This window comes from Mesorhizobium sp. W016 (assembly GCF_054719485.1).
This window is the reverse complement of sequence record NZ_JBTTIF010000002.1, coordinates 407,662-431,593: the sequence shown is the minus strand read 5'-3', so window position 1 is coordinate 431,593 and position 23,932 is coordinate 407,662. Positions and strand designations below refer to the sequence as shown.

Annotated in this window: 25 protein-coding genes and 1 tRNA gene; 19 read left to right on the top strand and 7 right to left on the bottom strand. The window is 62.7% G+C overall.

Annotated elements, in window-relative coordinates; all coding sequences use genetic code 11:
* Window positions 1–94: 94 nt before the first annotated feature.
* From ACYG9V_RS02510 to ACYG9V_RS02500, 3 genes are read right to left on the bottom strand one after another with little or no spacing between them, the layout of a single operon-like run.
* Window positions 95–787, bottom strand: coding sequence for an SOS response-associated peptidase (locus ACYG9V_RS02510; RefSeq protein WP_460221904.1), 693 nt, complete (start codon window positions 785–787; stop codon window positions 95–97).
* 9 nt (window positions 788–796) lie between these two features.
* A complete protein-coding gene (locus ACYG9V_RS02505) occupies window positions 797–1,177 on the bottom strand; it encodes a hypothetical protein (protein WP_352765389.1) in 381 nt (126 codons plus the stop codon).
* Window positions 1,177–1,458 (bottom strand): hypothetical protein, encoded by a 282-nt coding sequence (locus tag ACYG9V_RS02500; RefSeq protein WP_352765388.1) that lies wholly within the window; start codon window positions 1,456–1,458, stop codon window positions 1,177–1,179. Before ACYG9V_RS02500 ends, ACYG9V_RS02505 begins: the two co-directional genes overlap by 1 nt.
* Window positions 1,459–1,531: 73 nt before the next feature.
* Here ACYG9V_RS02500 and ACYG9V_RS02495 point away from each other — a divergent pair, with 73 nt between their 5' ends.
* Together ACYG9V_RS02495 and ACYG9V_RS02490 are read left to right on the top strand one after the other, a co-directional pair.
* The gene (locus ACYG9V_RS02495; protein WP_352765386.1) at window positions 1,532–1,846 is read left to right on the top strand and encodes a hypothetical protein; all 315 of its coding nucleotides are present in this window, start codon (window positions 1,532–1,534) and stop codon (window positions 1,844–1,846) included.
* 869 nt (window positions 1,847–2,715) lie between these two features.
* Window positions 2,716–3,009, top strand: coding sequence for a hypothetical protein (locus tag ACYG9V_RS02490; protein ID WP_352765384.1), 294 nt, complete (start codon window positions 2,716–2,718; stop codon window positions 3,007–3,009).
* 148 nt (window positions 3,010–3,157) lie between these two features.
* Here ACYG9V_RS02490 and ACYG9V_RS02485 read toward each other — a convergent pair whose 3' ends face one another.
* Window positions 3,158–4,006 (bottom strand): rolling circle replication-associated protein, encoded by an 849-nt coding sequence (locus ACYG9V_RS02485; RefSeq protein ID WP_352765382.1) that lies wholly within the window; start codon window positions 4,004–4,006, stop codon window positions 3,158–3,160.
* 147 nt (window positions 4,007–4,153) lie between these two features.
* On the opposite strand from ACYG9V_RS02485, the gene ACYG9V_RS02480 reads away from it, so the two are divergent.
* Complete coding sequence (locus tag ACYG9V_RS02480; RefSeq protein WP_352765380.1) at window positions 4,154–5,149, top strand: PGN_0703 family putative restriction endonuclease; 996 nt, start codon at window positions 4,154–4,156, stop codon at window positions 5,147–5,149.
* Window positions 5,150–5,283: 134 nt separating this feature from the next.
* On the opposite strand, the gene ACYG9V_RS02475 is transcribed toward ACYG9V_RS02480, so the two are convergent.
* Window positions 5,284–5,373: transfer RNA gene (locus tag ACYG9V_RS02475), tRNA-Ser, on the bottom strand.
* A 369-nt stretch (window positions 5,374–5,742) separates the two neighbouring features.
* On the opposite strand from ACYG9V_RS02475, the gene ACYG9V_RS02470 reads away from it, so the two are divergent.
* From ACYG9V_RS02470 to ACYG9V_RS02460, 3 genes are all read left to right on the top strand, one after another.
* Window positions 5,743–6,450 (top strand): 50S ribosomal protein L21, encoded by a 708-nt coding sequence (locus tag ACYG9V_RS02470; protein WP_023693165.1) that lies wholly within the window; start codon window positions 5,743–5,745, stop codon window positions 6,448–6,450.
* 99 nt (window positions 6,451–6,549) lie between these two features.
* Entirely contained in the window at window positions 6,550–6,819 is a 270-nt protein-coding gene (rpmA, locus tag ACYG9V_RS02465) for a 50S ribosomal protein L27 (protein WP_015315190.1), read from the top strand.
* Window positions 6,820–6,951: 132 nt separating this feature from the next.
* A complete protein-coding gene (locus ACYG9V_RS02460) occupies window positions 6,952–7,539 on the top strand; it encodes a GNAT family N-acetyltransferase (protein ID WP_023688901.1) in 588 nt (195 codons plus the stop codon).
* 192 nt (window positions 7,540–7,731) lie between these two features.
* On the opposite strand, the gene ACYG9V_RS02455 is transcribed toward ACYG9V_RS02460, so the two are convergent.
* Window positions 7,732–8,595 (bottom strand): endonuclease/exonuclease/phosphatase family protein, encoded by an 864-nt coding sequence (locus tag ACYG9V_RS02455; RefSeq protein ID WP_352765379.1) that lies wholly within the window; start codon window positions 8,593–8,595, stop codon window positions 7,732–7,734.
* Between the two features lie 167 nt (window positions 8,596–8,762).
* Here ACYG9V_RS02455 and obgE point away from each other — a divergent pair, with 167 nt between their 5' ends.
* From obgE to ACYG9V_RS02430, 5 genes are all read left to right on the top strand, one after another.
* Entirely contained in the window at window positions 8,763–9,794 is a 1,032-nt protein-coding gene (gene obgE, locus ACYG9V_RS02450; RefSeq protein WP_352765377.1) for a GTPase ObgE, read from the top strand.
* 2 nt (window positions 9,795–9,796) lie between these two features.
* On the top strand, window positions 9,797–10,975 hold the full coding sequence (gene proB, locus ACYG9V_RS02445) for a glutamate 5-kinase (protein WP_352765375.1): 1,179 nt from the start codon (window positions 9,797–9,799) through the stop codon (window positions 10,973–10,975).
* A 3-nt stretch (window positions 10,976–10,978) separates the two neighbouring features.
* On the top strand, window positions 10,979–12,265 hold the full coding sequence (locus tag ACYG9V_RS02440) for a glutamate-5-semialdehyde dehydrogenase (RefSeq protein WP_352765373.1): 1,287 nt from the start codon (window positions 10,979–10,981) through the stop codon (window positions 12,263–12,265).
* Window positions 12,266–12,468: 203 nt separating this feature from the next.
* Window positions 12,469–13,101 (top strand): nicotinate-nucleotide adenylyltransferase, encoded by a 633-nt coding sequence (locus ACYG9V_RS02435; RefSeq protein WP_023688904.1) that lies wholly within the window; start codon window positions 12,469–12,471, stop codon window positions 13,099–13,101.
* Window positions 13,102–13,175: 74 nt separating this feature from the next.
* Window positions 13,176–14,456 (top strand): MFS transporter, encoded by a 1,281-nt coding sequence (locus ACYG9V_RS02430; protein ID WP_352765371.1) that lies wholly within the window; start codon window positions 13,176–13,178, stop codon window positions 14,454–14,456.
* A 15-nt stretch (window positions 14,457–14,471) separates the two neighbouring features.
* Here ACYG9V_RS02430 and ACYG9V_RS02425 read toward each other — a convergent pair whose 3' ends face one another.
* Entirely contained in the window at window positions 14,472–15,326 is an 855-nt protein-coding gene (locus ACYG9V_RS02425; protein ID WP_352765369.1) for a mechanosensitive ion channel family protein, read from the bottom strand.
* 241 nt (window positions 15,327–15,567) lie between these two features.
* On the opposite strand from ACYG9V_RS02425, the gene rsfS reads away from it, so the two are divergent.
* The 8 genes from rsfS to ACYG9V_RS02385 all read left to right on the top strand — a co-directional run bounded on the left by rsfS (window position 15,568) and on the right by ACYG9V_RS02385 (window position 23,911).
* The gene (gene rsfS, locus ACYG9V_RS02420) at window positions 15,568–15,945 is read left to right on the top strand and encodes a ribosome silencing factor (RefSeq protein WP_023668698.1); all 378 of its coding nucleotides are present in this window, start codon (window positions 15,568–15,570) and stop codon (window positions 15,943–15,945) included.
* 62 nt (window positions 15,946–16,007) lie between these two features.
* Window positions 16,008–16,490: a 23S rRNA (pseudouridine(1915)-N(3))-methyltransferase RlmH gene (rlmH, locus tag ACYG9V_RS02415; RefSeq protein WP_352765367.1), complete on the top strand. Its 483-nt coding sequence runs from the start codon at window positions 16,008–16,010 to the stop codon at window positions 16,488–16,490.
* A 121-nt stretch (window positions 16,491–16,611) separates the two neighbouring features.
* A complete protein-coding gene (locus ACYG9V_RS02410; protein WP_023732986.1) occupies window positions 16,612–17,970 on the top strand; it encodes a murein hydrolase activator EnvC family protein in 1,359 nt (452 codons plus the stop codon).
* Window position 17,971: 1 nt separating this feature from the next.
* The gene (locus tag ACYG9V_RS02405) at window positions 17,972–19,297 is read left to right on the top strand and encodes a S41 family peptidase (protein WP_023668701.1); all 1,326 of its coding nucleotides are present in this window, start codon (window positions 17,972–17,974) and stop codon (window positions 19,295–19,297) included.
* A 183-nt stretch (window positions 19,298–19,480) separates the two neighbouring features.
* Entirely contained in the window at window positions 19,481–20,662 is a 1,182-nt protein-coding gene (locus tag ACYG9V_RS02400) for a divergent polysaccharide deacetylase family protein (RefSeq protein ID WP_023832620.1), read from the top strand.
* A 2-nt stretch (window positions 20,663–20,664) separates the two neighbouring features.
* Window positions 20,665–21,180 carry an RNA pyrophosphohydrolase gene (locus tag ACYG9V_RS02395; RefSeq protein ID WP_352765365.1) on the top strand — a complete coding sequence of 172 codons (516 nt, stop codon included), beginning with the start codon at window positions 20,665–20,667 and terminating at the stop codon, window positions 21,178–21,180.
* Window positions 21,181–21,451: 271 nt separating this feature from the next.
* Window positions 21,452–22,561: an alanine racemase gene (alr, locus tag ACYG9V_RS02390; RefSeq protein WP_352765363.1), complete on the top strand. Its 1,110-nt coding sequence runs from the start codon at window positions 21,452–21,454 to the stop codon at window positions 22,559–22,561.
* A 93-nt stretch (window positions 22,562–22,654) separates the two neighbouring features.
* Window positions 22,655–23,911: a D-amino acid dehydrogenase gene (locus ACYG9V_RS02385; RefSeq protein ID WP_352765361.1), complete on the top strand. Its 1,257-nt coding sequence runs from the start codon at window positions 22,655–22,657 to the stop codon at window positions 23,909–23,911.
* The last annotated feature ends 21 nt before the right edge of the window (window positions 23,912–23,932 follow it).

The window sequence follows — 23,932 nt, the reverse complement described above, 5'->3', positions numbered from 1 at the left end:
CCGCAGCCGAGATGCTCGCACGCATGATTGTCGACGCGTCGCCGATCGCGCGGAATCGCTGTCATGTCTTCGGCAAGCCGGCCCGGTTCGTTGCTCACAGCGGGTTGATCGGCCCAACGAGGCCGGGATGGTCGTTGGGCAACTTGTTGACGGCGCTGGTGTTCACCTCACGCCCAACGCGATTGAACTGCAGCTGACCGTCGATGTCGTGGCTGAGAATGTCCTTGAGGCTGTCCTTGGGCGTCGCCGGGTCCAGCCAGGCGTCATAGTAGGCCGGGTCGAGAATGAGAGGCTGCCGATCATGCAACTGCTTCATCGGTTCTGCGGCAGGCTTTGTGATGATGGTGCAGCTGGTTATGTCGAGATTGGAATTGTAAGCCCAAAGCCCGGCGAACGAGAAAGGCGCGTGGCCTGGCTGGTAGATGTGCCAAGGGTCTTTCTTGCCGTCGGCTGGCGAGATCGTCCACTCGTAGAAGCCATCGGCAGGGATCAGGCAGCGCTTTGACTTGAAGGCATCGCGGAAGGCGGGCGCCGTATCGATGCCCTCGATCCTCGCATTGAACATCGCCGCCTTGGGCATCTCCTTCGCCCAGAAGGGGACCAGCCACCAGCGACCTTCGCGGAGCTTATGATTGCCATCTTCGCCAGCGGTGACGAATGGAACATCCTGCGTTGGCGCGATGTTGTAGCGCGGCTCGTCGTTGCGGCCGGTTTCCGCTGGCGCAGTCAGTCTGTAGAGCCGGTGAATTTCCGACCACGACAGATATTTGGTGTAGCGTCCGCACATGACTCTGCCTCAGTTGCGCAGGAGTTCAGGCACGCTGAGCGGGCCGAGGTCGAGAATTCTCCTATACTCGTCGCTACGGCGCCAGACGCCGCGTATCTTGCCCTTTTCGCGGTCCCGCTTCGCGTCAAAGGCTTCACCTTGAAAATGATCGAGGAACGCCTTTGCTTCGGCCGGATCCGCGAAGCAGTGCAATCGATATTCCTCGTATTTGCCGTTTGGCCAAACCGCTTGCACGTGCCTGATTTGGAAAGTCATTCCACGCTTCTGACAGTAGTCGTGGATCGTGGTCCGGTTCCGACCGGTGCAGAGGTCATCAGGCAGCGCCACCTGGTGTGGCCATCTTTCGTCGATCGTCGATGGCGGCGGTATGCCGCTGCTGCGCTTGACCATCAGTGGCGAGCGCCGCCGGTGTTCTTGCTCTCATGGAGATAGATGTCTGCCTGATGGCGTATGGCCTCTGCCAAAGACAACGCACGATCAAGGTCATCGGGATAGTTCGCCAGGCACCATATGGCGGTCAATTCGGCGATGGCCGCCTTTTGGCTGAGAGGTGAGAGGCCGCGCATCTGCTTTCCCATCTTGCTGACAGCCCTGTGGATGGCGGGCATCTCGCGCCTGACCGTGGCGTAGATTTCGGGCTGTTCGGATTCAGTCGCAATCATCGGCTTCATGAGGTGTCTCCAATTTGCCGGCAGTGAACAAAATGGGAACACGAGAGTCAATCCCTCTTGACTAGACAGGAATATGTTCCTCATTTTGCTCGCTTTGGCGCACGATCCGATCGACACGCTGGGCAAGGCGACCCGGCACAACATGCTTGTGAAAGCCGAATGCAGCTGCGGCAACGTCCGCTACTGCCGATCGGCCGACCTGATGATGGTCTACGGCGGCGGTGTCGATCCGATGAAGCTGAAATTTGACTGCAACCGTTGCAAGCCGCTGATCAAGATTACGCTTCTCGAGGTTCATCCCGAGCACTTGCCGAAGCGCCTGATGGTCCACAAGCCGATGAAGATCGATGGCAAGGTCGTCTGGCACACAGAGAGATTTCGAGGATAGGCCATGGCCAAGGTCGAAGGGTTCGCAGCAATTATCACAGGCTGAAATTGAGCGCTTTGTGGCGGGCAGCGGAAACGCTGCACTTGAGTATCATCAAGCCGTTTTTATCCCCGCATTGCGACCATTACCGCCAGACGCGTGTCCTGCATGAGGTGCTGTTGAAAGCCGTGGGAAGTCACCGGCAAGGAAGTGGCCTTTATTCAATGGAACGGGACGGGGCCGTCGAGGGTCCAAGTCTCCGAAGTTCGCAGCATAGCGCCTGAGGCGCCAATTGAACGAAACGCCGGCGGAGGCCTGAAACCCTCGCCTCCCAAGAGGAAAGAGCCGTCTTACAGCCTCGTTTTCGTCTCCGGGTACCAAACCACCGGCAAGGACGTTCCCGCCTCCCACGCGCCACCGGAGGTCTGTTTTGAGCCTGTTTTGCCAAGAACGATTCCGACGGCTCCGGTTTGGAACCACCGCCGGGTGAGCAGACGCGCCCCGCGCTCCCTATGGCCGTCCATCGGCAGCAGAGGAGCGAACCCATGCCTGATCAAGCAGTGCAATCGTCGCAGGGGGGCGCGATGACAATTGACCAGTTCTGCAGATGGGCTGCCATCGGGCGAACGCTCGTCTACCGAGAGATCAATGCAGGCCGCCTCCGATCGGTGAAGGTTGGCAAGCGGCGGCTAATCCTGTGGTCGAGTGCGATGTCGTGGCTCGCGTCACTTGAACACCGGGGGTGACCTCAGAATTTTGCTTCTTGGGGTTATCACCCCGAAAAGACACCGCGATAAGAAGAACCCTGCTGTTGCACTTAAACTTCTCTAACGGCTCTCACACAAGAGCCGCTCTGGGATCTAACGCCAACATCAACATAGGATAACCCAATGTCATCGCACTGGAACGCAAAGGCAATCAGGACGGCTGAAGCCAAACAAACCATTGAGGAGTGGGCAAAAGCAAATGGGCTTCACATTGAGCACTGCGGGGACAATCACCTAAAGATTTTCGACATCAACTTTTATCCCTCTACAGGGACCTTCATCGTAGATGGCCGGTTGGAAAAAGAGCCCGGTAAGGGTCCTTCCGACTTCATCAAATTCGTTGAACTTGGAGCACAGTTCGGCAGCCGCCGCCGATCGGTAATACCCTTTTCGGTGACCCATCCCAAAATCGCGTGACGGTCGAAAGCTTGGGGAAAGTGCCGGATGCGCGCCATACCGAAAACGTCGAAAATTCTGCAGGGAAGTCAGCAATTTGATCGAATGCCTCTGTATTTCCGAGGGCAACTGTCTGCGTTTTCCCAAAACGCAGACAGTTCTGGTGACCTCAGAAAAGCCTTGAGATGACCGGCAAATTCGCTGCTTGCAGTCGGCGCGTGAATTGTAGGAACCAATAGTCCGACCAAATCTCCTCGAAGGGGGTCTCCCAGGACATCAAGCCGGATAAATGGAACTCGCGACGGGCTGCTGCATCCTGTTGCGCGGTATCCGAAATTTGAAGAGACCGACCTGTGCGCTTAAATAGAATCTGACCCTGAGCAATTCCCCGTATGCCGAGCTGACGAGCGAATTTGTACCTTTCGCAGGTTTCGTCACCCTTGGAAGATATGTGCGGCTCGATACCCTTGTTGATGTAACGAAACCAAATCCACTGGCTAACGACATCCTTGGGCTGTCGAACATCCAGACCAATGCTCGCCACAGGGCTGCTGGTCGAAACCCCCAATGTCAGTTTCAGCCACGCCCTTGCTTTCGATTGGGCTCGATTAGGTATGTGCAGATGAAGGTGAACGTGTAGCGGTGTGTTCGGCGGGCGTTCCCATACATAGATGTAGGCGCAAGGCACATCATGGTGCTCACACCAGCTACGATATCGTGAAATGAACGATCTGAACGCCTTCAGACTTTGCGCGTCGGATGCTTGATAAGCGACGGTCAATTCGACATTCATCAGCCAGCCACAAGAGTTGGCGAACTGCACGGCGTCATAAAGCCGGAAAAATTCATTGACGGAAATGTACGAGCTAATTTTTGACGTTATCGGCATCCCGCTGCCAGGAGTAAACAGATTCCCTGGGCCAAGTCTGACCTCCGCCCAGGTGGTGGGGGTCATGTCCATAATAGGACGTTCGCAGATCTGAGGGTCAGCTTCGTTATTTTCGAGGGTTTCGGTCATATCTCGTCTCCTGTGTCGGCACGGAGACCCCGTGCGGAGACGTATAAGAGGCAAGGGGCTATGCAGATAACCGACTCGCGCGACTTTCTGTAAATTTCTGCCTCGGAGCAGCGAATCCTTCACGCCATGTGGCAAAAAGGAGACGAAATGCTCAGCTACCAAAAGCCCAACCTGCCAATTCCGCCCCGCGAAGTTCTCGAACGCTTTGACGTTCAAGAGCCGCTCGATACCCGGTTCCAATCCTGTGCGCGCCTGCTTCAAGCCGTCTGGCGCGGCCGGAAGGGTTTCGCTGTCGGCAACTATTCGCGGGGAAATGAAGTTCTTCGTACCCTCGGGAGCCGTCTCGATTCTTCAGCCGCACGGGCCGGGGTGAATTATCTGCGCCCTGACATCGCCAAGCTCGTACGGCGGGAAATGGCTTATCGGGAGCGCGGCGCTCTAATTGATGAGGCGAGAGCATGGGAAAACCTGCTCAGCAGCTCAGCGCTGGTGTTCAATCTGTTTGGCCCGATGAAGCTGGACCTTGTTCTTGCCAAGATGGTCTTGAAGGCCGCATTCGGCATCGATGCCGAACAGGTGGACGCCGTCCACTTCGAGACATCTCCCGGTCGAGGAGATGACGCCTACATTGGCGATCACACGGCTTTGGACGTGCTGATTGCTTACACCGGCAAAGACGCCAAATCGGGTTTTATCGGCATCGAGGTGAAATACTCCGAAAGTCGTCCGGGCACCGCGACACCCGTCAAGGAAAGGCACCTTGAGGTGGCGAGGCGCTCGAAGCTCTTTGTCGACCCGGACGATAATGCTCTGCATCAGGCGCCCCTGAGGCAATTCTTCGCCGAGCACACCCTCTGCTATTCGATGGTGCATGAGCGGCGCCACTTCGATCGTGGATCGTTCGTAGTCGTGGCGCCCACGCTCAATCATGAGATGGCGGCGACGGTCGAGACATACTGGCGTCATCTAGATCCGGCGGGCAGCACCTCGCTTCCGTTCGGCGTCGTCAGCCTGGAGAGCATTGTGGCTGCCATCAGTGATGCCGGCGAGACCGACCTCGCCCGAAAACTGGATGAGCGCTATCTCGACCTCAGCCCGGTCTACGATCTGATCGACGACTGGGAGCCTGACTTCAACGTCTAAAGTCTCGAATTGGAGTGGCCGGCGTCGATGCCGGCTGCTCTGGTTTCAAACTGATGCGAAGTGGGGAAGAAAGTGGGGACGCCCACCTGTCAGTCAGGAATATCTTTGGAAATCAACCCATTACCGGAGGAATTTGGCGGAGAGGGAGGGATTCGAACCCCCGATGGGCTTGCACCCATGCCGCATTTCGAGTGCGGTGCATTCGACCACTCTGCCACCTCTCCGCGGTCATGGTCGGCCGTTGCCGGCGCGGCGCACTAGATAACGGCTGGGCGGGCAGGTTACAAGGCCAAATCCGCGGGGGAATTCAGCTTCCTGTGCGGGCTCTGTCTGGAGGGCTGCGTTGCGGCCACGTCGGCAGATGGGGCCAACAGGTCCTCGACCGGAGAGATCGGGGGCGGCAAGGAGGCGGCGTGTCCAAGGATTCCGCCCGTTTGCCTTGACTCGTACCGAACCTTCGGTTAGGGGAAGCGCGCAATCGGCGTGGAGGGTTCTTCCACGCCGCTTGTTTTTCGAACCCGCAGACTGACAAAAAGACGGCCGAACCGCGTGACGCGGCTCATCGAGGCCGACCGAACAGCGAAAGGCAAAAAATGTTCGCAGTCATTAAAACGGGCGGTAAGCAGTATCGCGTTGCCGCCAACGATCTCCTGAAGATCGAGAAGCTCGAAGCCAATGTCGGCGATATCGTCGAAATCGGCAGCGTCCTCGCCCATGGCGAAGGCGAAAATGTCACCTTCGGCGCCCCGTTCGTCGATGGCGCTCTGGTCACGGCGGAAGTCGTCGAGCAGGGCAAGAACCGCACCGTCATCGCTTTCAAGAAGCGTCGCCGGCAGAATTCGCGCCGCAAGATCGGCCACCGCCAGCTTCTGACCACCGTGCGGATCGCCGAGATCCTGCTGGGTGGCGCCAAGCCTTCCAAGAAGGCCTCAGCCAAGGTGGAAGCCAAGGAAGTCAAGGCTGACGTAGCGCCCGAGGCGAAGGCCGAGGCCGCGCCGAAGGAAGCCAAGGCGAAGAAGGAAGCCAAAGCCGAGGCTGCTCCGAAGGATGAAGCCAAGACGGAGACCGCCGTCGCCGCGCCGCTGTTCAAGGCGCCGAAGGGCGAGCCGGACGATTTGGCCGTGATCAAGGGCATCGGCCCGGTTGCCGCCGGCCAGCTGCACGAGCAGGGCATCACCACCTTCGCCCAGCTTGCCAAGCTGTCGGACAAGGACGTGGCCAAGATCGACGCGCACATGCCCTTCAGCACCGACCAGATCAACGACTGGCGCGAGCAGGCCAAGGAACTGGCGAAGAAGTAAAACGAACCGGCGACAAGGTCGCCGGATCGGACTTGAAACGGAACGCGAACGCGTTCATAAGACCATTCAAGCGCCCCAGGGCGCATCGGAGTTAGTTAGATGGCACACAAGAAAGCTGGCGGCTCGTCGCGCAACGGTCGCGACTCGCATTCCAAGCGTCTGGGCGTGAAGAAGTTCGGCGGCGAAGCCGTCATCCCGGGCAACATCATCATCCGTCAACGCGGCACCACCTGGCATCCCGGCGTCAATGTCGGCATGGGCACGGACCACACCCTTTTTGCGCTCGAGACCGGCGCAGTCACCTTCAACAAAAAAGCCAACGGCCGAACCTACGTATCGGTCAACCCGATTACCAAAGCCGCGGAGTAGCCGGTTCCGCACTATAAAACCGGCGCCCATCTCGGGAACCGGTGTCTGGCCAAACCAGTGAATGGAGCCAGGAAAAGGATCAGGGGAGATGGGTTTTCCATCTCCCCTTTTTTCTTGCCTGGAGGACGTCGAATGGTTGCCGAAGCGGAAGACACCGAAGACGAAAGTTACGCGATAGATTGCCCGGTGCTGGCCACGGAGCGGCTGGTGATGCGCGCTCCCTGCGAAGCCGATATCGCGCAACTGGTCGAGCTTGCCGACAACCGTCATGTCGCCGAGATGCTGGCCCGCATGCCGCACCCCTATGGCGAGGCCGAGGCACGCGCCTTCCTGGCCATGACCCGGTCGCGCCGGGCCGGCATCGCCTACGCCCTGACGCTCGCCGGCACCGACATTTTCGTCGGCTGCGCCGGCCTCAACATGACCGATCGCGGGCTGGAACTCGGCTACTGGATCGGCGAGCCCTATTGGAAGCGCGGCTATGCGACGGAGGCCGCGCACGCGTTGGTCGACCTCGCCTTCCAACGGACGTCGATCCAGGTGCTGCAGGCTTCGACGCGGGTGATCAATCCGGCCTCGCGCCGGGTCATCCACAAATGCGGCTTCCAGTATGCCGGCCAGGGCATGCTGAACTCGATCGTCGCCGGCCAGGTGCCGGTCGAGCGGTACCGGCTGGACAGAAAGACCTGGATCAGCCTGCGCAACTGGGTGCATTTCTAGGTGTTTTGATATTCAGGTGAGGCTGGCCTGCAAACGCGGGTTTATGCGCTTCCGGTGCACGTACTTAAGTACGCTCCGCTCCGGTTCTCGGGAGCCGCCATTCTCGGCTCGGCCTGACCTGAATCTCAACACACCTAGGCGCGTGCCTCCAAACGACAGGTTTGGCAACGTTGGTTGTGGATCGGACTCAACTCAGCCCATCTCGACCCAAATCGGGAGATGGTCCGAACCGACCGCTTGCGGGTCGACCCACAGGCGCTTCAGCGATCCGGCGAGCGAGGCCGAGGTGAAGATGTAGTCTATGCGCTTGTGGCGGCTTGTGTCTTCGGGTCGCGTGGGATCGACCCAGGTGACGACGTCTGGTGTGTTCAGGCGCTGGGCGACGTCGACCGCGAGATCGGCGGTCAGCGGCATACCGAATTCATGGTCCGGGCGGCCGACGAGTTCGACATATTCGGGCGAGCCGGGCAGCATGTTGAAGTCGCCCATGACGATGAAGGCTTCGGGATAGGGCAGGTCCGGCAGGCCGATCTCGGGAATGCCGGAGAGGCCGCCGCCCTCGAAGGCATAGTTCAACAGGCGCTGGCGCAGGAAACGGATCTGGCTGGCGCGTTCAACCGGACTGCGATGGTCGAGATGCGTGGAATAGAAGCGGATGAAGCCGAGCGGGGTCTCGACCAACGCCTCGAGTGCGCCGCGCTGGAAGTTCATCGCCTCAAGGCTGCGGCTGCGCGGCAAAAGCAGATTGCGCGACAGATGGATCGGCGTCTTCGACAGCACCATGTTGCCGAGCTGGAAAGTGGTGGTGATGGCGCGGCCGGCCTCCAGGCGCGAGCCGACATTGACCTCGAAATTGCTGCCGTAGGCGGCAAAATATTCGGGCAGCGCGTCGCCGATCTCGGCGACCATGTCGCGGTTGCCGTTCCTCGGATTGTTGCGGGTCACTTCCTGCAGCGCGATCACGTCGGCGCCGCGAACCGCCTCGGTGATGCGGCCGAGATCGTAGCGGCCATCCAGACCGATACCGTACTGGATGTTGTAGCTTACAACCTTCATTCCCGCGCCCCTCAAGCTCCGTCCGCGAACACTGCTACCGCGTCCCCGACAAAAGGGCATCCGGCGCTTTAGTCGCAAAACGGCCTCGCCCTTGGCCGCGCCTTGGTTTAGAGCAAGGCGCAAGATCTAAAGCAAAGCCGCAAGGCCAACAGAAACTGCGTAGTCCGATGAAATTTCTCGATCAAGCCAAGGTTTATATCCGCTCGGGCGACGGTGGCGCCGGCTCTGTGTCGTTCCGGCGCGAAAAATTCATCGAATTCGGCGGCCCGGATGGCGGCGACGGCGGCCGCGGCGGCGATGTCTGGCTGGAAGCGGTCAACGGCCTCAACACGCTGATCGACTATCGCTACCAGCAGCATTTCAAGGCCAAGACCGGCGTCCACGGCATGGGCCGCAACATGACCGGCGCCAAGGGCGCCGATGTGACGCTCAAGGTGCCGGCCGGAACCCAGGTGTTTGCCGAGGACAATGAGACGCTGATCTGCGACCTGACCGTGGTCGGCCAGCGCTTCCTGCTGGCCAAGGGCGGCAATGGCGGTTTCGGCAACCAGCATTTCAAAACCTCGACCAACCAGGCGCCTCGCCGCGCCAATCCGGGCCAGCCCGGCGAAGAGATGAATGTCTGGCTGCGGCTGAAGCTGATTGCCGACGCCGGCCTGGTCGGGCTGCCCAATGCCGGCAAGTCGACTTTTCTGGCAACTGTCACCGCGGCCAAGCCAAAGATCGCCGACTACCCCTTCACCACGCTGCATCCAGGTCTCGGCGTTGCCCGGATCGATGCGCGCGAATTCGTCATCGCCGACATTCCGGGCCTCATCGAGGGCGCGCATGAGGGTGTCGGCATCGGCGACCGGTTCCTCGGCCATGTCGAGCGCACGCGTGTGCTTTTGCACCTGGTTTCGGCGCAGGAGGAAAATCCGGGCAAAGCCTATAAGACCGTGCGCGCCGAGCTCGACGCCTATGGCAATGGGCTGATCGAGAAGGTCGAGATCGTCGCGCTCAGCCAGGTCGATATCCTAGACGCCGATGAGCGCAAGAAGAAGGTTGCGTCGCTCAAACGCGCTGCCGGCCGCACGCCGATGCTGCTGTCGGCGGCCACCGGCGAGGGCGTCGAAGCGGTGCTGCGCGCGCTGATGGCGGTTGTCGGCGAAGCGCGCGACAGGGCTGCCGCTCCCGTCGAGACCCGCTGGGACCGATAGCGATGACGGCGCAGTCGCTGACAAAATACCGGCGCATCACGGTCAAGATCGGTTCGGCCTTGCTGGTCGACCGCACCAGCGGCCTGAAGCGCGACTGGCTGGCTTCGCTTGCCGGGGATATTGCGGTGCTGGCCAATGGCGGCGCCGATATCCTGGTCGTGTCGTCCGGCGCCATTGCGCTCGGCCGCACCATTCTGGGGCTCGGTAAGCGGGCATTGAAGCTCGAGGAGAGCCAGGCGGCGGCCGCCGTCGGCCAAATTGCGCTCGCCGGCGCATGGTCGGATGCGCTGGGCAAGGGTGCGCTGAAATCGGGCCAGATCCTGCTGACGCTGGGCGACACCGAAGAGCGCCGTCGCTATCTGAATGCCCGCGCGACGATCTCGACGCTGCTCAAGATGAAGGCGGTGCCGGTCATCAATGAGAACGACACGGTGGCGACCTCCGAAATCCGCTATGGCGACAATGACCGGCTGGCGGCACGCGTGGCGACCATGATGGGCGCCGACCTGCTGGTGCTGCTCTCCGACATTGACGGGCTCTATACGGCGCCGCCGGCGCGCGATCCCGCTGCGAAATTCATTCCGGTGGTCGACCGCATTACACCCGATATCGAAGCAATGGCGGGGGCGGCCGCTTCCGAACTGTCGCGCGGCGGCATGCGCACCAAGCTCGATGCCGGCAAGATCGCCACCGCCGCCGGCACCGCCATGATCATCACCTCGGGCACCAGGCTGTCGCCGCTAATGGCGATCGAACGTGGCGAGCGCGCCACCTTCTTCAAACCAAGCCCCAACCCGGTGAAAGGCTACAAAACCTGGATCGCAGGCCAGCTCGAACCGGCGGGCCGGCTTACGGTCGATGCCGGCGCCATCGGCGCGCTGTTGTCGGGCAAATCGCTGCTGCCGGCAGGCGTCAGGCTGGTCAGCGGCAATTTCTCGCGCGGCGACACGGTGGCGATCCTGTCGCCCGAGGGACGCGAGATCGCGCGCGGGCTGGTTGCCTACGATGCCGCCGATGCCGTAAGGATCGCAGGCCTGAAGACAGCGGAGATCGAAACCGTGCTCGGCTACGAGGCGCGCTCGGCGATGATCCACAGGGACGATCTGGTGGTGAGCGATCCGGGTGGCCAGATACGGCCTGCCGGCCAGCTATGGGCCGGGGGCGACGTAAGCGGAGGATGAGCCATGCTGAAACTGCATGAACAATCCGGGGATGACACCGTCGCGCTGATGGCTGATATCGGCCGCCGCGCCCGCGCGGCCGCCCGACCGTTGGCCATTGCGACCGCCGCCGCCAAGAATGCCGCACTCGTCGCCATGGCCGACGCGATCATTTCGCGTGAGCAGGACATTCTCGACGCCAACGCCATCGATGTCTCGAATGGCCACGAATCGGGATTGTCCGGCTCGTTCATGGACCGGCTGAAGCTCGATCCGGCGCGCACCCGTGCCATGGCGGATGGCATCCGTGAAATCGCCGAGCTCAGGGACCCGGTCGGCGATGTGATCGCGGCCTGGGATCGCCCCAACGGCCTGCAGATCGAGCGCGTGCGCACGCCGCTCGGCGTTGTCGGCGTCATTTATGAAAGCCGGCCGAATGTGACGGCGGATGCCGGCGCACTCTGCCTCAAGGCCGGCAATCCGGTGATCCTGCGCGGCGGCTCGGACTCGCTCAATTCATCCGCCGCCATCCATGCCTGCCTGGTCGAGGGGTTGAAGGCCGCCGGCCTGCCCGAAGACGCCATCCAGCTGGTGCCGACCACTGACCGCGCCGCCGTCGGTGAGATGCTGAAAGGGCTTTCCGGCAATCTCGACGTCATCATTCCGCGGGGCGGCAAGAGCCTGGTCGGGCGCGTCCAGAGCGAGGCGCGGGTGCCGGTCTTTGCCCATCTTGAAGGCATCTGCCATCTCTACATCGACCGCTCGGCCGATCTTGACATGGCGGTCAGGATCGCCGTCAACGCCAAGATGCGGCGCACCGGTGTCTGTGGCGCTGCAGAGACTTTGCTGGTCGACCGCGCGGTGGCCTCCACGCATCTGGTGCCGATCCTCGACGCGCTACGCGCAGCCGGCTGCGAGATCCATGCCGATCAGGAAGTGATGAAGCTGTTCTTCGACGCCAAGCCGGCGACCGATGCCGACTGGGTGACCGAATATCTCGACGCCATCATCGCGGTAAAGCTGGTAGACGGGATTGCCGGTGCCATCGACCATATCGAGACGTTCTCCTCACATCACACCGAGGCGATCATCGCCGAGGATGCAGAGGCTGTGCAGCGCTTCTTCAACGAGATCGACTCGGCGATTCTCCTGCACAATGCCTCCACCCAGTTCGCCGATGGCGGCGAGTTCGGCATGGGCGCCGAGATCGGCATCGCCACCGGCAAGATGCATGCGCGCGGACCGGTTGGCGTCGAACAGCTGACCTCGTTCAAATACCGCGTGCGCGGGTCGGGACAGGTGAGGCCTTGAATCATTCGCGTCAGGGCTTGAGGCATTGAGCCCAGACACCCCCCTCTGTCCTGCCGGACATCTCCCCCGCAAGGGGGGAGATCAGCTTTTTCTTCCGCTTTCGCCAATCACTAACGTTGCAAGAAAAGTGCCTTTGCCGAAGCTGCTGATCTCCCCCCTTGCGGGGGAGATGCCCGGTAGGGCAGAGGGGGGTGCCTAGCACCATGCTGTCGTCCCTTCAGCCCGCCATCCCCTCGCACTACCTCCGCATGCCGCATGCCGAGAAAGGCCTCGCCGTCGGCCTGTTCGGCGGATCGTTCAACCCGCCGCATGCCGGCCATGCGCTGGTGGCGGAAATTGCCTTGCGGCGCCTCGCGCTCGACCAATTGTGGTGGATAGTGACGCCTGGCAATCCGCTGAAGAGCACCAGGGAATTGGCGCCGCTGAGCGACCGGCTGCTCCAGTCGGAGCAGGTCGCCAAGAACCCGAAGATCAAGGTCACCGCCTTCGAGGCGGCGCATCATATTCGCTTCACCGCCGACACGCTGGCGCTGGTCAAGGCACGCAATCCCGGCGTCGACTTCGTCTGGATCATGGGCGCCGACTCACTTCGCGATTTCCACCGTTGGCAGCGCTGGCGCCAGATCGTCATGACCTTCCCGATCGCCGTCATCGACCGCCCGGGCGCGACGCTGTCCTTCCTGTCCTCGGTCGTGGCCAAGACCTTCGACTATGCCCGCGTCGACGAGGGTGACGCGCCCCGGCTCGCCCGCATGAAGGCGCCGGCCTGGACCTTCATCCACGGCCCACGCTCGTCGCTGTCATCGAGTGCTATTCGCCAGCAAGCCAAGGGGTAACTCCGTAAGACCAGATCGCCGATGTCGCTTTTACGGCGGCCTTTCGCGATTGGCTGGGCGATGCTGCGCTGGATATGGCCACTTCAGTGAACCAGACCGACATCGACCCCAATCATGGCGCCCCGCCGGCGCCCGTGATCGCCATTGCCAGCGTAATCGTGTCGATGGCGCTGATCGCGGTCGGCAACGGGTTGATGTTCGCCTATATCCCGGTCCGGCTTGGCGTCGAGCGCTTCGATCCGACCTGGGCCGGGCTGATCATCACCGGCCTGTCTGCCGGCGGACTTGCCGGCTGTATCCTGACCGGGCCGCTGGTGCGCCGCGTCGGGCACGCCCGCGCCTTCATGGTGCTGTCGGCGCTGATAGCGCTGTCGAATGCTGCCATTGGCGCCGGCACCTACCCGCTGCTGTGGATCGCGGCGCGCGCGCTTTACGGTTTTGCAATATGCGGCCTGTTCATCGTCGCCCAGAGCTGGCTCAACGATGCCGTCGCAAACGCCATTCGCGGCCGGGTGATGGCGGTGTTTTACGTCGCCTATGTCGCCGGACTTGGCGTCGGCTATGCCCTGCTGGCGGCGGTCGACATCGCGGCGGCGCAGGCGCCGCTGATCGGCATTGCCTTCACCGCAGTGTCGATCCTGCCGGTCGGCATGACGCGGTTGGCTCAACCGCCGCCACCTCGCGCAGCCTCCGTGGCGCTCGGTCGCGCCTGGCGGATTTCGCCGGTCGGAGTGGCCGGCATGCTCGCCGTCGGCGGTCTGTCGATGGCGATCGCCGGCTTTGCGCCGATCCATGCCACGGCCAAAGGCTATAGCCAGGCCGATGTGGCGCTTCTTTTGTCGGCGATGCCCGTCGGCACGCTGATCCTGCAGATACCGCTCGGCTGGATTTCCGACCGTACCGATCGCCGTTACGTGCTGGCCGGCGCTGCGGCACTGGCCATCGTTGCCGGTATTCTGGCTGTCGGCTTTGACGGTGGCGCTCTGGCGGTGCTGGTGGTGATCTATGTGATCTGGGACGGCGCTTCGGAATCGATCTATTCGCTGGCCAGCGCACACGCCGCCGATCGCGCCGGCAAGGACGACATGGTGGCGCTGTCGAGTTCGCTGCTGTTTGCGTGGTCGCTGTCGGGCTTCATCGTGCCGGGCATCGTGACGGCCCTGTCGGCCGTCTATGGAACGCAGGCCTTCATCTATGTGGCGATCATCATCGCCACCGTGTTCTGCCTGTTCGTGCTGTGGCGAGTGGCGACGACGCAGGCCGTTCCCGCCACGGCGACCGGCAGTTTCGCGCCGATGTCGGCGCAGGCGCCGTTGCCGGTGGAGCTCGCCTACGCCCCGGAAGATCAGCGCTGAACGGTTTCACAGCTCCTACTGCCTGGTGGCGGCAGTTTCCTGTCGGGCCTCCGGCGGAGGTGCGGGAACCGAAATGGCTTCCGCGTCGAAGGCCTGCTTGACGCGTTTGGTGAGATCGATCTGGGTGGCGAAGAAATCCGCCGCCGTGGTCCAGTAGCGCAAGGTGATGGCGACGCTGGCATCGCCTACCGTGGCTACGAAGGCGATCGGCGCCGGCTCTCGCTTGACGCGGCGCTCGCTGCCGGCGACGCCGAGCATGGTTTTCTGCGCCAGGTCGATGTCGTTCCAGGAGCCGATGGTCAGCGTGACATCGCCGCGGCGCACACCATTGCGGGTATAATTGCGCACCGGCTGGTTCCACAGCGTCGAATTGGGCGCCAGCACATAGACGCCGTCTGTCGTGCGGAGCTTGGTGGCGAACAGGCCGATTTCCTCGACGGTGCCGGAAATGGCGCCGACCTCGACATATTCGCCGATGCGGAATGGCCTGAGCGCCAGAAGCATGATGCCTGCGGCGATGTTCTGCAGCGTGCCTTGCAGCGCCAGGCCGATGGCCAGCCCGATGGCGCCGATGGCGGCGATGATCGAGGCCGTCTGCACGCCGAACTGGCCGAGCACCATGATGATCACCAGGATCAGGATGGCGTAGCGCACGATCTTCGAGAAGAAATGGCGCAGCGTCGCGTCGAACCCATGGATATGGCCGAGGCCGGCTGAGATCGATCGTTCTGCTAGCCCGGCGACGAGATAGCCGACGACCAGCAGGATGATGGCGCCGATGGCGGAGAAGGAATAGGAAACGATCAGCGTGCTGAGTTGCGCAAGGCCAGCCTGCACGGTGAGAAACGTGTTCTGGGGGTCGATTGGCATCAGGAAAATCCGTTTGGGGGTGTGTTCGATAACCTCTGCCGCGGCCATGGGTTCCGATTTTTCTCAAGGCTCCGGAACCGGAAGTCGTGCACTGCGTTCGCGGTGGCAGGGCCTCCCGTCTTGAAACTGCAAGGGAACTCTGCCTATCTATAGGGTGTCACCTGATTTCGTGGGTGATTTGGTTGTTCTTGCTGCGAAAGGAAATACACTGAGAACAGCATTGCGGAAGAAGGCTGACATCATGCCTTCGCCGGCCAGGATCAGCGTAGATGACGCCGTGTCCCGTGCCATCAAGACAGTCCTTGCCAGTCTGGAAGACTCCAAGGCCGAAAATATTGTCTCAATCGACATTCAGCGGAAATCGAGCCTCGGCGACTATATGGTCATCGCGTCGGGCCGGTCGCACCGTCATGTCTCGGCTGTCGCCGACCACCTGCTCAAGGCGCTCAAGGATGCCGGTCTCGGCACGGCGCGCGTCGAGGGGCTGTCCGGCGCCGACTGGGTCCTGATCGATTCAGGCGACATCATCGTCCATGTCTTCCGCCCAGAAGTCCGCGAATTCTACAATCTTGAAAAGATGTGGCAGGCGCCGGACCTCGAGGAAGAGACCTTGCACTGAGCTCCGTCTCATGTCGTAACCATCCTGGGTGCGACATGGATTGAAAGCTCGCCGAGGCAGGGATGAAGATAGCAGTTCATGCCGTGGGCCGGATGAAGGCCGGCCCCGAGAGACAACTCGCCGACCGCTATTTCGAGCGTTTCGCCAAGAGCGGCCCGGCGATCGGGTTCGAATTCTCTGGTGTCGCCGAGATCGCCGAGGGACGAGCCCAGAACGCCAATGAGCGCCGCCGCGAGGAAGGCCAGAAGCTGCAGGCACAGCTGCAGCCGGGCACGGCGCTGTTCCTGCTCGACGAACGCGGCAAAAACCTGTCCTCAGACGATTTCGCCAGCCGTATCGGCCAGCTGCGCGATGGCGGACGCAAGGCGCTGGTCATCGCCATTGGCGGCGCCGACGGGCACGACCAGTCGATTCGCGATCAGGCTGAGCTGATGGTCTCGTTCGGCGCGGCGACCTGGCCGCACCAACTGGTGCGTGTCATGCTGGGCGAGCAGCTCTATCGGGCGGCAACGATTCTTTCGGGACATCCCTACCACCGTTCGTAATCAGTGGGTCGAGGGTCAATCGTCCGGATTTCCGCCCCAATGCGCGGCTGTTTTGTGCTAGGCTTCGGTTCGATCATGGTTGATGGTTCGTTAACGAAGCCACGCATAGAGTCGGGCTTCAATGGCTGACAACGGGAAATCACGAACGGGCTTCCGGCACGCGCGCTGCGGCATCGCTGCAGCGGTGGTTTTGCTGTCGCTCGGGCTTGCGCGGGCCGAAAATACGCTGGACGTGGCGCCCGACCCCGATCTGAGCCGTGCCGAATATGAGAAGGTGTCGGCCGAGATCACGCTGTCGTCCGAACGGCTGGCCAAGCTCGCCGCCGACATTGCTTCGGTCAAGAAGGACCATGCCTCGATCACCGCGGCGCTTATCCAGTCGGCGATGACCGAGCAGAAGCTCGGCCAGGACATCGAGGATATCGGCGCCAGGCTCGAAGGACTGAAGGGCGAGGAACAGAAGATCCGTGTCTCGCTGGCGGCGCGGCGCGACGTGCTGGCCGAGGTGCTGGGGGCGCTGCAGCGCATGGGGCTCAATCCGCCGCCGGCGATCCTGGTCAAGCCGGAAGACGCACTGTCGTCGGTGCGCAGCGCCATCCTGCTCGGCGCAGTGGTGCCCGAACTGCGCCAGCAGACCGACAAATTGCTGGCCGACCTCAGGGAACAGACCCGGGTGACGGGCTCGATCGAGGCCGAGCGGACGCGGCTGACAGCGGCGGTCGGCGAGCAGACGGCGGAAAAGAAACGCCTCTCCATGCTGCTCGAAGCCAAGCAGAAGCTCGAGGCGGACACCTGGACGGCGATGGCCGCCGAAAAGCAGCGGTCCCAGGCGCTTGCGGCCAAGGCCGGCAGCCTGAAAGAGCTGATCGCTTCGCTTGAGGCCGACAAGAGCCGCAAGGCGGCGGATGCCGTCAAGGCAGGCGAGCAGAAAGCGGCCGACAGCGATAAGCCCGACGCCGATAACGCAGATGCAGGCACAACCGCGTCGACGGAGCTGGCTTCGCTGCCCGTGCCGGAAGGCAACCGCCTCACCGCCGCCGCGCCGTTTTCGGCACTTCAGGGACAAGTCTCGCTGCCGGTCACCGGCAAGATCAAGCTGCGTTTCGGGGCCGATGACGGTAACGGCGCGGTGATGCTCGGCGACATGGTTGCGACACAATCGGGAGCCATCGTCACGGCACCGGCGGACGGAAATGTGCTTTATGCGGGGCCTTTTCGCTCCTATGGTCAACTCTTGATCCTCAATGCGGGAGACGGCTATCATGTCGTTCTGGCGGGGATGAGCAGAATCAGCGTCGCGTCTGGCCAGTCGGTGCTCGCAGGAGAGCCGGTCGGCGCGATGGGAGAGGCCCGGGTGGCAAGCACCTCGGCCTCGAAGAATGGAAATGCCACGCCGGAACTCTATGTCGAGTTCCGCAAGGATGGAAAACCCGTCGATCCGACCCCATGGTGGGCGGACCGCTTCTCTGGAAGGACGTGAAATGATGCGGAAACTGTCGCTTCTTATTGCCGGTGCGCTGATGGGCGCGTCAGCGATGAGCCTGGTCTATGGCGCGCCCGGCTCGACGGCGAACGCTGCAGGCTCCGAGACCTACAAGCAACTGGCGATCTTCGGCGACATCTTCGAGCGCGTGCGGGCGCAGTATGTGACGCCGCCGGACGACAAGTCGCTGGTCGAAAACGCCATCAACGGCATGCTCACCTCGCTCGACCCGCACTCCTCCTACATGAATGCCGAGCAGGCGCAGGACATGCGTGTGCAGACCAAGGGTGAGTTCGGCGGCCTTGGCATCGAGGTCACCATGGAGAACGATCTGGTCAAGGTGATCACGCCGATCGACGACACCCCGGCTGCCAAGGCAGGCGTGCTGGCCGGCGACTATATCGCCAAGATCGACGGCCAAGAGGTTCGCGGCCTGACGCTCAACGATGCGGTCGAAAAGATGCGCGGCCTGGTCAACACGCCGATCAAGCTGACGATCCTGCGCCAAGGCGCCGACAAGCCGATCGAGCTGACGGTGGTGCGCGACATCATCAAGGTCAAGGCGGTCAAGTTCCGGGTCGAGAACGACATCGGCTACATGAAGATCACCTCCTTCACCGAAAAGACCTATGACGACCTCGAGAATGCCATCGACACCATCAAGAAGCAGGTGCCGAACGACAAGCTCAAGGGCTATGTGCTCGATCTCAGGCTCAACCCGGGCGGCCTGCTCGACCAGGCGGTGAGCGTGTCCGACGCCTTCCTCGACCGTGGCGAGATCGTCTCGACCCGCGGCCGCGACCCGAAGGACGTCACACGCTTCGACGCCAAGGCAGGCGACGACATCGGCGCCAAGCCGCTGATCGTGCTCGTCAATGGCGGTTCGGCCAGCGCCTCCGAGATCGTCGCCGGCGCGCTGCAGGACCTGCGCCGCGCCACAGTGGTCGGCACGCAGTCATTCGGCAAGGGCTCGGTGCAGACCATCATCCCGCTTGGCGAGAACGGCGCGCTGCGCCTGACGACGGCGCTCTATTACACGCCGTCCGGCAAGTCGATCCAGGGCAAGGGCATCACGCCCGACATCAAGGTCGACCAGCCGCTGCCGCCCGAACTGCAGGGCAGGGACCTGACGCGCGGCGAATCGGACCTCAAGGGCCATATCAAGGGCGCCGACGAGAGCGATACCGGCTCGGGCTCGGCTGCCTATGTGCCGCCGGATCCGAAGGACGATCTGCAGCTGATCTATGCCGAACAGCTGCTGCGCGGCCAGAAGACCGATCCGGCATTCCCGCCGAATCCGGAGAAGGCAGTGCTCAACCAGTAAAATCGACTGGTAGCTCTGGCTGCCCAATCGAAGCGATGCAATGCTGCCGGGACCGTGAGGTTCCGGCAGTTTGATTCGGGGACCGCTGGGCGCTGCGCCTCAAAAGGCGCAGGGGACGCGCCGTCAGTTTTGGATCTGCGCATGGCGAAAAGATTTCGCCGATCATGCGCCCGGGGATGCGGCTTGGCTGACATCGGCAAGGACATCGAACGCCCACTCGGACAGGCCGCCCGACCGCGTGCTGCGTCGCGCGGGATCAGCGCTGGCGCCGTCGCGGCGACGCTGGTCGTGCTGGCCGCGGTCGGCATCTCCGGCGCGATCGCGCTGCGCGAGAAGCCGTTCCGCAAACCGGAAGCAATCGCGGTCTCGACGCCAAAGGTGACGGCGGCGGCCGAGCCCGCGGCCGCAGCACCCACTGCTCAAGCGACGGCGGCAGCGCCGAAGGCGGAAACGCCCAAGGCCAGCGGTCCGCAGATCATCCATGTGCAAACCCAGGAGGGTGACGGCCCGCCCAATGCAGCCATTGTCATCCACGACCCGTCGACGATCGGCCAGAACCTGAAGATCGCGCATATCCCCGACAGGGCGCTGATCGAGGCCAGCGACACCGGCCCACTCCCGGTTCGCGCCGCTGACGGCCGGCGGCCGTTCGATGTCTATGCGCGGCCGTGGTCGGGTTCGCGCGGCGCTCGCGTGGCAATCGTCATCGGCGGGCTTGCCGTGTCGCAGACCGGCACGCAGGCGGCAATCGCCAAGCTGCCGGCTGAAGTGACTTTGGCCTTTGCGCCGCAAGGCAACAGCATCGGCCGGTGGATGCAGGCGGCACGGCAGAGCGGGCATGAGGTGGTCATGCAGGTGCCGCTCGAACCGTTCGACTATCCCAATGTCAATCCCGGCCGCAACACGCTGACAGTGGCGGCAAGCCAGGACGACAATCTGAAGAATCTGCGCTGGGCGCTGTCGCGGACCACCAACTATACCGGCGTCATGAACTATATGGGGGCGCGCTTTTCGGCCGACGCGACAGCGATGGGCCCGTTCATGGCCGAGCTTGGCAAGCGCGGCCTTGCCTATATCGATGACGGCTCGTCCGCACGGAGCTTGGCGTCCGATCTCGCCTTGAAGGACGGTGTGCCGTTCGTCGCCGGCGATACGGCAATCGACGCCGTGCAGGACCGCGGCGCCATCCTGAAAAAGCTCGACGAGCTGGAAGCGACCGCGCGTGCGAAAGGCTCCGCCGTCGGCATCGGCTCGGCCTTCGACCTCACCGTCGATACCGTGGCGTCCTGGGTGGTCGAAGCAAAAAAGCGCGGCATCGAGATCGTGCCGATCTCGGCGGTGGCCATCGACCCGGAAAAAGGCTGATCATGACGAAGAAACCTGTCGACCCCGAGACGCTGCCTTACCGCCCTTGCGTAGGACTGATGATCCTCAATGGCGACGGGCTGGTCTGGGTCGGGCACCGCATCGCCGAACCGGACAGCGAATTTGCCGGGACCACGCAGCTCTGGCAGATGCCGCAAGGCGGCATCGACGAGGGCGAGGAGCCGCTGCAGGCGGCCGGGCGCGAGCTCTATGAAGAGACCGGCATGCGCTCGGTCACGCTGCTCGCCGAGGCGCCGCACTGGATCAATTACGACCTGCCGCCCGATCTGGTCGGCATCGCCCTCAAGGGCCGCTATCGCGGCCAGACGCAGAAATGGTTCGCCTACCGCTTTCACGGCGAGACCAGAGAGATCCAGATCAATCCGCCGCCAGGCGGCCACACCGCCGAATTCGATGAATGGGCATGGCGGCCGATGCAGGACCTGCCCGATCTGATAGTGCCGTTCAAACGCAATGTCTATGAGGATGTGGTGGCGGCGTTCCGTCATCTTGCCTAGCTGGATGTGACGGTTCGCACGGCACCTGATTCGTGCTTTATTGATCGGGACACCCGCAGCCACGAGACCCATATGAACGACGCCGGGCAATGGCCTCTTAGCGCAGCGTATGGGCTGCCCCTCACCCGCCTGCCGGCTTTCGTCACTCGAAAAGCCAAGCAGTTGGCTTTTCGTCCGCTTTACGCCGACCGCTCCTCAACTCCCCGTATAGGGATAGGGAGAGATATCCGGCAGGACAATGAGGGGCAGCGCCGACTTCAGCGGGTCTGCGATGCATAAAGCCAAAGATACCATCAGCGAAGCGGCGGCCGGCGCCATTCTCACCATCGATCTCGGCGCTATCCGAGAGAATTACCGGCGGCTCAAGGCAAAGCTCGGCGGCGTGCGCTGCGCCGGCGTCGTCAAGGCCGACGGTTACGGGCTCGGCGCGCGGCAAGTGGCGGCGGCACTGGTTGCCGAAAGCTGCGACAGCTTCTTTGTCGCTCATCTCACCGAGGGGGTCGCGCTGCGCGACGCACTCGGACCGAAGCTGGAAATCCATGTGCTGAACGGCCTGCCGCCGGACTCGGAACCCGAAGCGGTGGCCGCCGACCTTGTTCCCGTCATCAACAGTGGCGGACAATTGAAGGCGTGGAGCAAAGCCGGCCAGAAGGCCGGCCGCAAGCTCAAGGCCGCCATCCAGGTCGACAGCGGCATGTCGCGGCTGGGCATGGGCCTGGCAGAGGTCGAGGCGCTTACGGCCGATGCTTTCGCCGGCGTCGATGTCGTCCTCGTCATGAGCCATCTGGCCCGTGCGGACGAACCGACCAATGCGGCCAATGACGCGCAACTCAGGGAGTTCGAACGGCTGCGCAAAATGCTGCCCAAGGCGCCGGCGTCGCTCGACAATTCCTCCGGCATCTTTCTTGGGCCGCGCTATCAGTACGACCTCGCGCGTCCGGGCGCTGCGCTCTACGGCATCAATCCGACGCCTGATGAGGCGAACCCGATGCTGCCGGTGGTGCGGCTCGAGGCAAAGATCATCCAGACACGCGGCATCGATAAGGGCGCGGGCGTCGGCTACGGACATGCGTTTCTGGCCAGCGGTCCCTTGCTCGCGGCCACGATCTCGCTCGGCTATGCCGATGGCTGGCACCGGCGCGCGGCTTCGGCTGCCTGGCTCGACGGCGTGCGACTGCCCTTTGTCGGGCGGGTGTCGATGGATTCGATCATACTCGACATCTCGGCCCTGCCGGCCGGCCGGCTGCGCGAGGGCGACCTTGTCGAACTCCTGGGCCCCTCGCAGAGCGTCGATGACGCCGCCGGTCATGCCGGCACGATCGGTTATGAAATCCTGACCAGTCTCGGCCCCCGCTTCCACCGCCGCTATATCAACGAATAGAGCAGCGACACGCCGCCCCTTGGCGGACGCCGCAGAATCCGGCAGACAGGAGGCGGCGGCCCTCTGACGGAAGTCGTCGTGGAGAGTGATGCGATGAAGATCTTCGTGTTGGGCGGCGGCGTTATCGGGGTCACCACTGCCTATTATCTCGCCGAGGCCGGCCACGAGGTGACGGTGTTCGACCGCCAGAAAGGGCCGGCGCTGGAAACCAGCTTCGCCAATGCCGGCGAGATCTCGCCGGGCTATGCCTCGCCCTGGGCCGGCCCCGGCATTCCGCTGAAGGCAATCAAGTGGCTGTTGATGAAGCACGGCCCGCTGGTGGTGCGGCCGGCCTTCGATCCGCATATGTGGACATGGCTCATCAAGATGCTGCGCAACTGCACGGCGGATCGCTATGCCATCAACAAGGCGCGCATGGTGCCGCTCGCCGAATACAGCCGCGACACGTTGAAGGCGCTGCGCGAAGCGACCGGCATCGCTTATGATGAGCGGACCAAGGGCACGCTGCAGCTGTTTCGCACGCAAAAGCAGCTCGACGGCACCGGCGGCGATGTCGAGGTGCTGAAGAAATATGGCGTTCCCTACGAGTTGCTCGATCCCGAAGGCTGCATTGGGGCCGAGCCGGCGCTGGCCGGCGTGCGGGAAAAGTTTGTCGGCGGGCTGAGATTGCCCGGCGACGAAACTGGCGACTGCAAGATGTTCACCGATCGGCTGGCCGAGCTCTGCGTGGCGCGCGGCGTCACGTTCGAGTACGGCACGCAAATCCGGCGCTTCTCCAAGAACCGCAATCGCATCGTCAGCGTCGGCACCGACCAGCGCTCGCGCGCGGCCGACGCTTATGTGCTGGCGCTGGGCAGCTATTCGGCGCGCTTCATGCGCCTGCTCAGGCGCCCGATCCCGGTCTATCCGGTCAAGGGCTATTCGATCACCGTTCCTATCAAGGACGCGGTCGCCGCCCCGGTGTCGACGGTGATGGACGAAACCTACAAGGTGGCCATCACCAGGCTCGGCGACCGCATCCGCGTCGGCGGCACGGCGGAGATTTCCGGCTTCGACCTCAGGCTGCACGAATCGCGCCGGCGCACCCTCGAACATTCAGTCGGCGATCTGTTCCCGGATGGCGGCGACCTCAAGGCGGCGTCCTTCTGGTGCGGGCTGCGGCCGATGACGCCGGACGGGCCGCCGCTGGTCGGCCGCACCGAGTTCTCCAACCTCTATCTCAACACCGGGCACGGCACGCTTGGCTGGACGATGGCCTGCGGCTCGGCCAAGGCGCTGTCCGACATCATCTCCAGCAAGGTGCCTGATATCGATGTGCGGGAGCTGGGGCCGGAGCGGTATTTGAGGTAGGGGTGCTTTCTAAAGCTCGCG

What these genes read in the sequence shown, in the direction of transcription:
- ACYG9V_RS02485 (WP_352765382.1), bottom strand. Translation starts at nt 4,006, where the DNA reads ATGACCGAAACCCTCGAAAATAACGAAGCTGACCCTCAGATCTGCGAA.
- ACYG9V_RS02490 (WP_352765384.1), top strand. Translation starts at nt 2,716, where the DNA reads ATGTCATCGCACTGGAACGCAAAGGCAATCAGGACGGCTGAAGCCAAA.
- ACYG9V_RS02410 (WP_023732986.1), top strand. Translation starts at nt 16,612, where the DNA reads ATGGCTGACAACGGGAAATCACGAACGGGCTTCCGGCACGCGCGCTGC.
- ACYG9V_RS02500 (WP_352765388.1), bottom strand. Translation starts at nt 1,458, where the DNA reads ATGAAGCCGATGATTGCGACTGAATCCGAACAGCCCGAAATCTACGCC.
- ACYG9V_RS02435 (WP_023688904.1), top strand. Translation starts at nt 12,469, where the DNA reads ATGCTGTCGTCCCTTCAGCCCGCCATCCCCTCGCACTACCTCCGCATG.
- ACYG9V_RS02430 (WP_352765371.1), top strand. Translation starts at nt 13,176, where the DNA reads ATGGCCACTTCAGTGAACCAGACCGACATCGACCCCAATCATGGCGCC.
- rsfS (WP_023668698.1), top strand. Translation starts at nt 15,568, where the DNA reads ATGCCTTCGCCGGCCAGGATCAGCGTAGATGACGCCGTGTCCCGTGCC.
- ACYG9V_RS02455 (WP_352765379.1), bottom strand. Translation starts at nt 8,595, where the DNA reads ATGAAGGTTGTAAGCTACAACATCCAGTACGGTATCGGTCTGGATGGC.
- proB (WP_352765375.1), top strand. Translation starts at nt 9,797, where the DNA reads ATGACGGCGCAGTCGCTGACAAAATACCGGCGCATCACGGTCAAGATC.
- ACYG9V_RS02405 (WP_023668701.1), top strand. Translation starts at nt 17,972, where the DNA reads ATGATGCGGAAACTGTCGCTTCTTATTGCCGGTGCGCTGATGGGCGCG.
- obgE (WP_352765377.1), top strand. Translation starts at nt 8,763, where the DNA reads ATGAAATTTCTCGATCAAGCCAAGGTTTATATCCGCTCGGGCGACGGT.
- ACYG9V_RS02505 (WP_352765389.1), bottom strand. Translation starts at nt 1,177, where the DNA reads ATGGTCAAGCGCAGCAGCGGCATACCGCCGCCATCGACGATCGACGAA.
- ACYG9V_RS02440 (WP_352765373.1), top strand. Translation starts at nt 10,979, where the DNA reads ATGCTGAAACTGCATGAACAATCCGGGGATGACACCGTCGCGCTGATG.
- ACYG9V_RS02395 (WP_352765365.1), top strand. Translation starts at nt 20,665, where the DNA reads ATGACGAAGAAACCTGTCGACCCCGAGACGCTGCCTTACCGCCCTTGC.
- ACYG9V_RS02510 (WP_460221904.1), bottom strand. Translation starts at nt 787, where the DNA reads ATGTGCGGACGCTACACCAAATATCTGTCGTGGTCGGAAATTCACCGG.
- ACYG9V_RS02385 (WP_352765361.1), top strand. Translation starts at nt 22,655, where the DNA reads ATGAAGATCTTCGTGTTGGGCGGCGGCGTTATCGGGGTCACCACTGCC.
- ACYG9V_RS02425 (WP_352765369.1), bottom strand. Translation starts at nt 15,326, where the DNA reads ATGCCAATCGACCCCCAGAACACGTTTCTCACCGTGCAGGCTGGCCTT.
- ACYG9V_RS02470 (WP_023693165.1), top strand. Translation starts at nt 5,743, where the DNA reads ATGTTCGCAGTCATTAAAACGGGCGGTAAGCAGTATCGCGTTGCCGCC.
- ACYG9V_RS02460 (WP_023688901.1), top strand. Translation starts at nt 6,952, where the DNA reads ATGGTTGCCGAAGCGGAAGACACCGAAGACGAAAGTTACGCGATAGAT.
- ACYG9V_RS02495 (WP_352765386.1), top strand. Translation starts at nt 1,532, where the DNA reads ATGTTCCTCATTTTGCTCGCTTTGGCGCACGATCCGATCGACACGCTG.
- ACYG9V_RS02480 (WP_352765380.1), top strand. Translation starts at nt 4,154, where the DNA reads ATGCTCAGCTACCAAAAGCCCAACCTGCCAATTCCGCCCCGCGAAGTT.
- rpmA (WP_015315190.1), top strand. Translation starts at nt 6,550, where the DNA reads ATGGCACACAAGAAAGCTGGCGGCTCGTCGCGCAACGGTCGCGACTCG.
- rlmH (WP_352765367.1), top strand. Translation starts at nt 16,008, where the DNA reads ATGAAGATAGCAGTTCATGCCGTGGGCCGGATGAAGGCCGGCCCCGAG.
- alr (WP_352765363.1), top strand. Translation starts at nt 21,452, where the DNA reads ATGCATAAAGCCAAAGATACCATCAGCGAAGCGGCGGCCGGCGCCATT.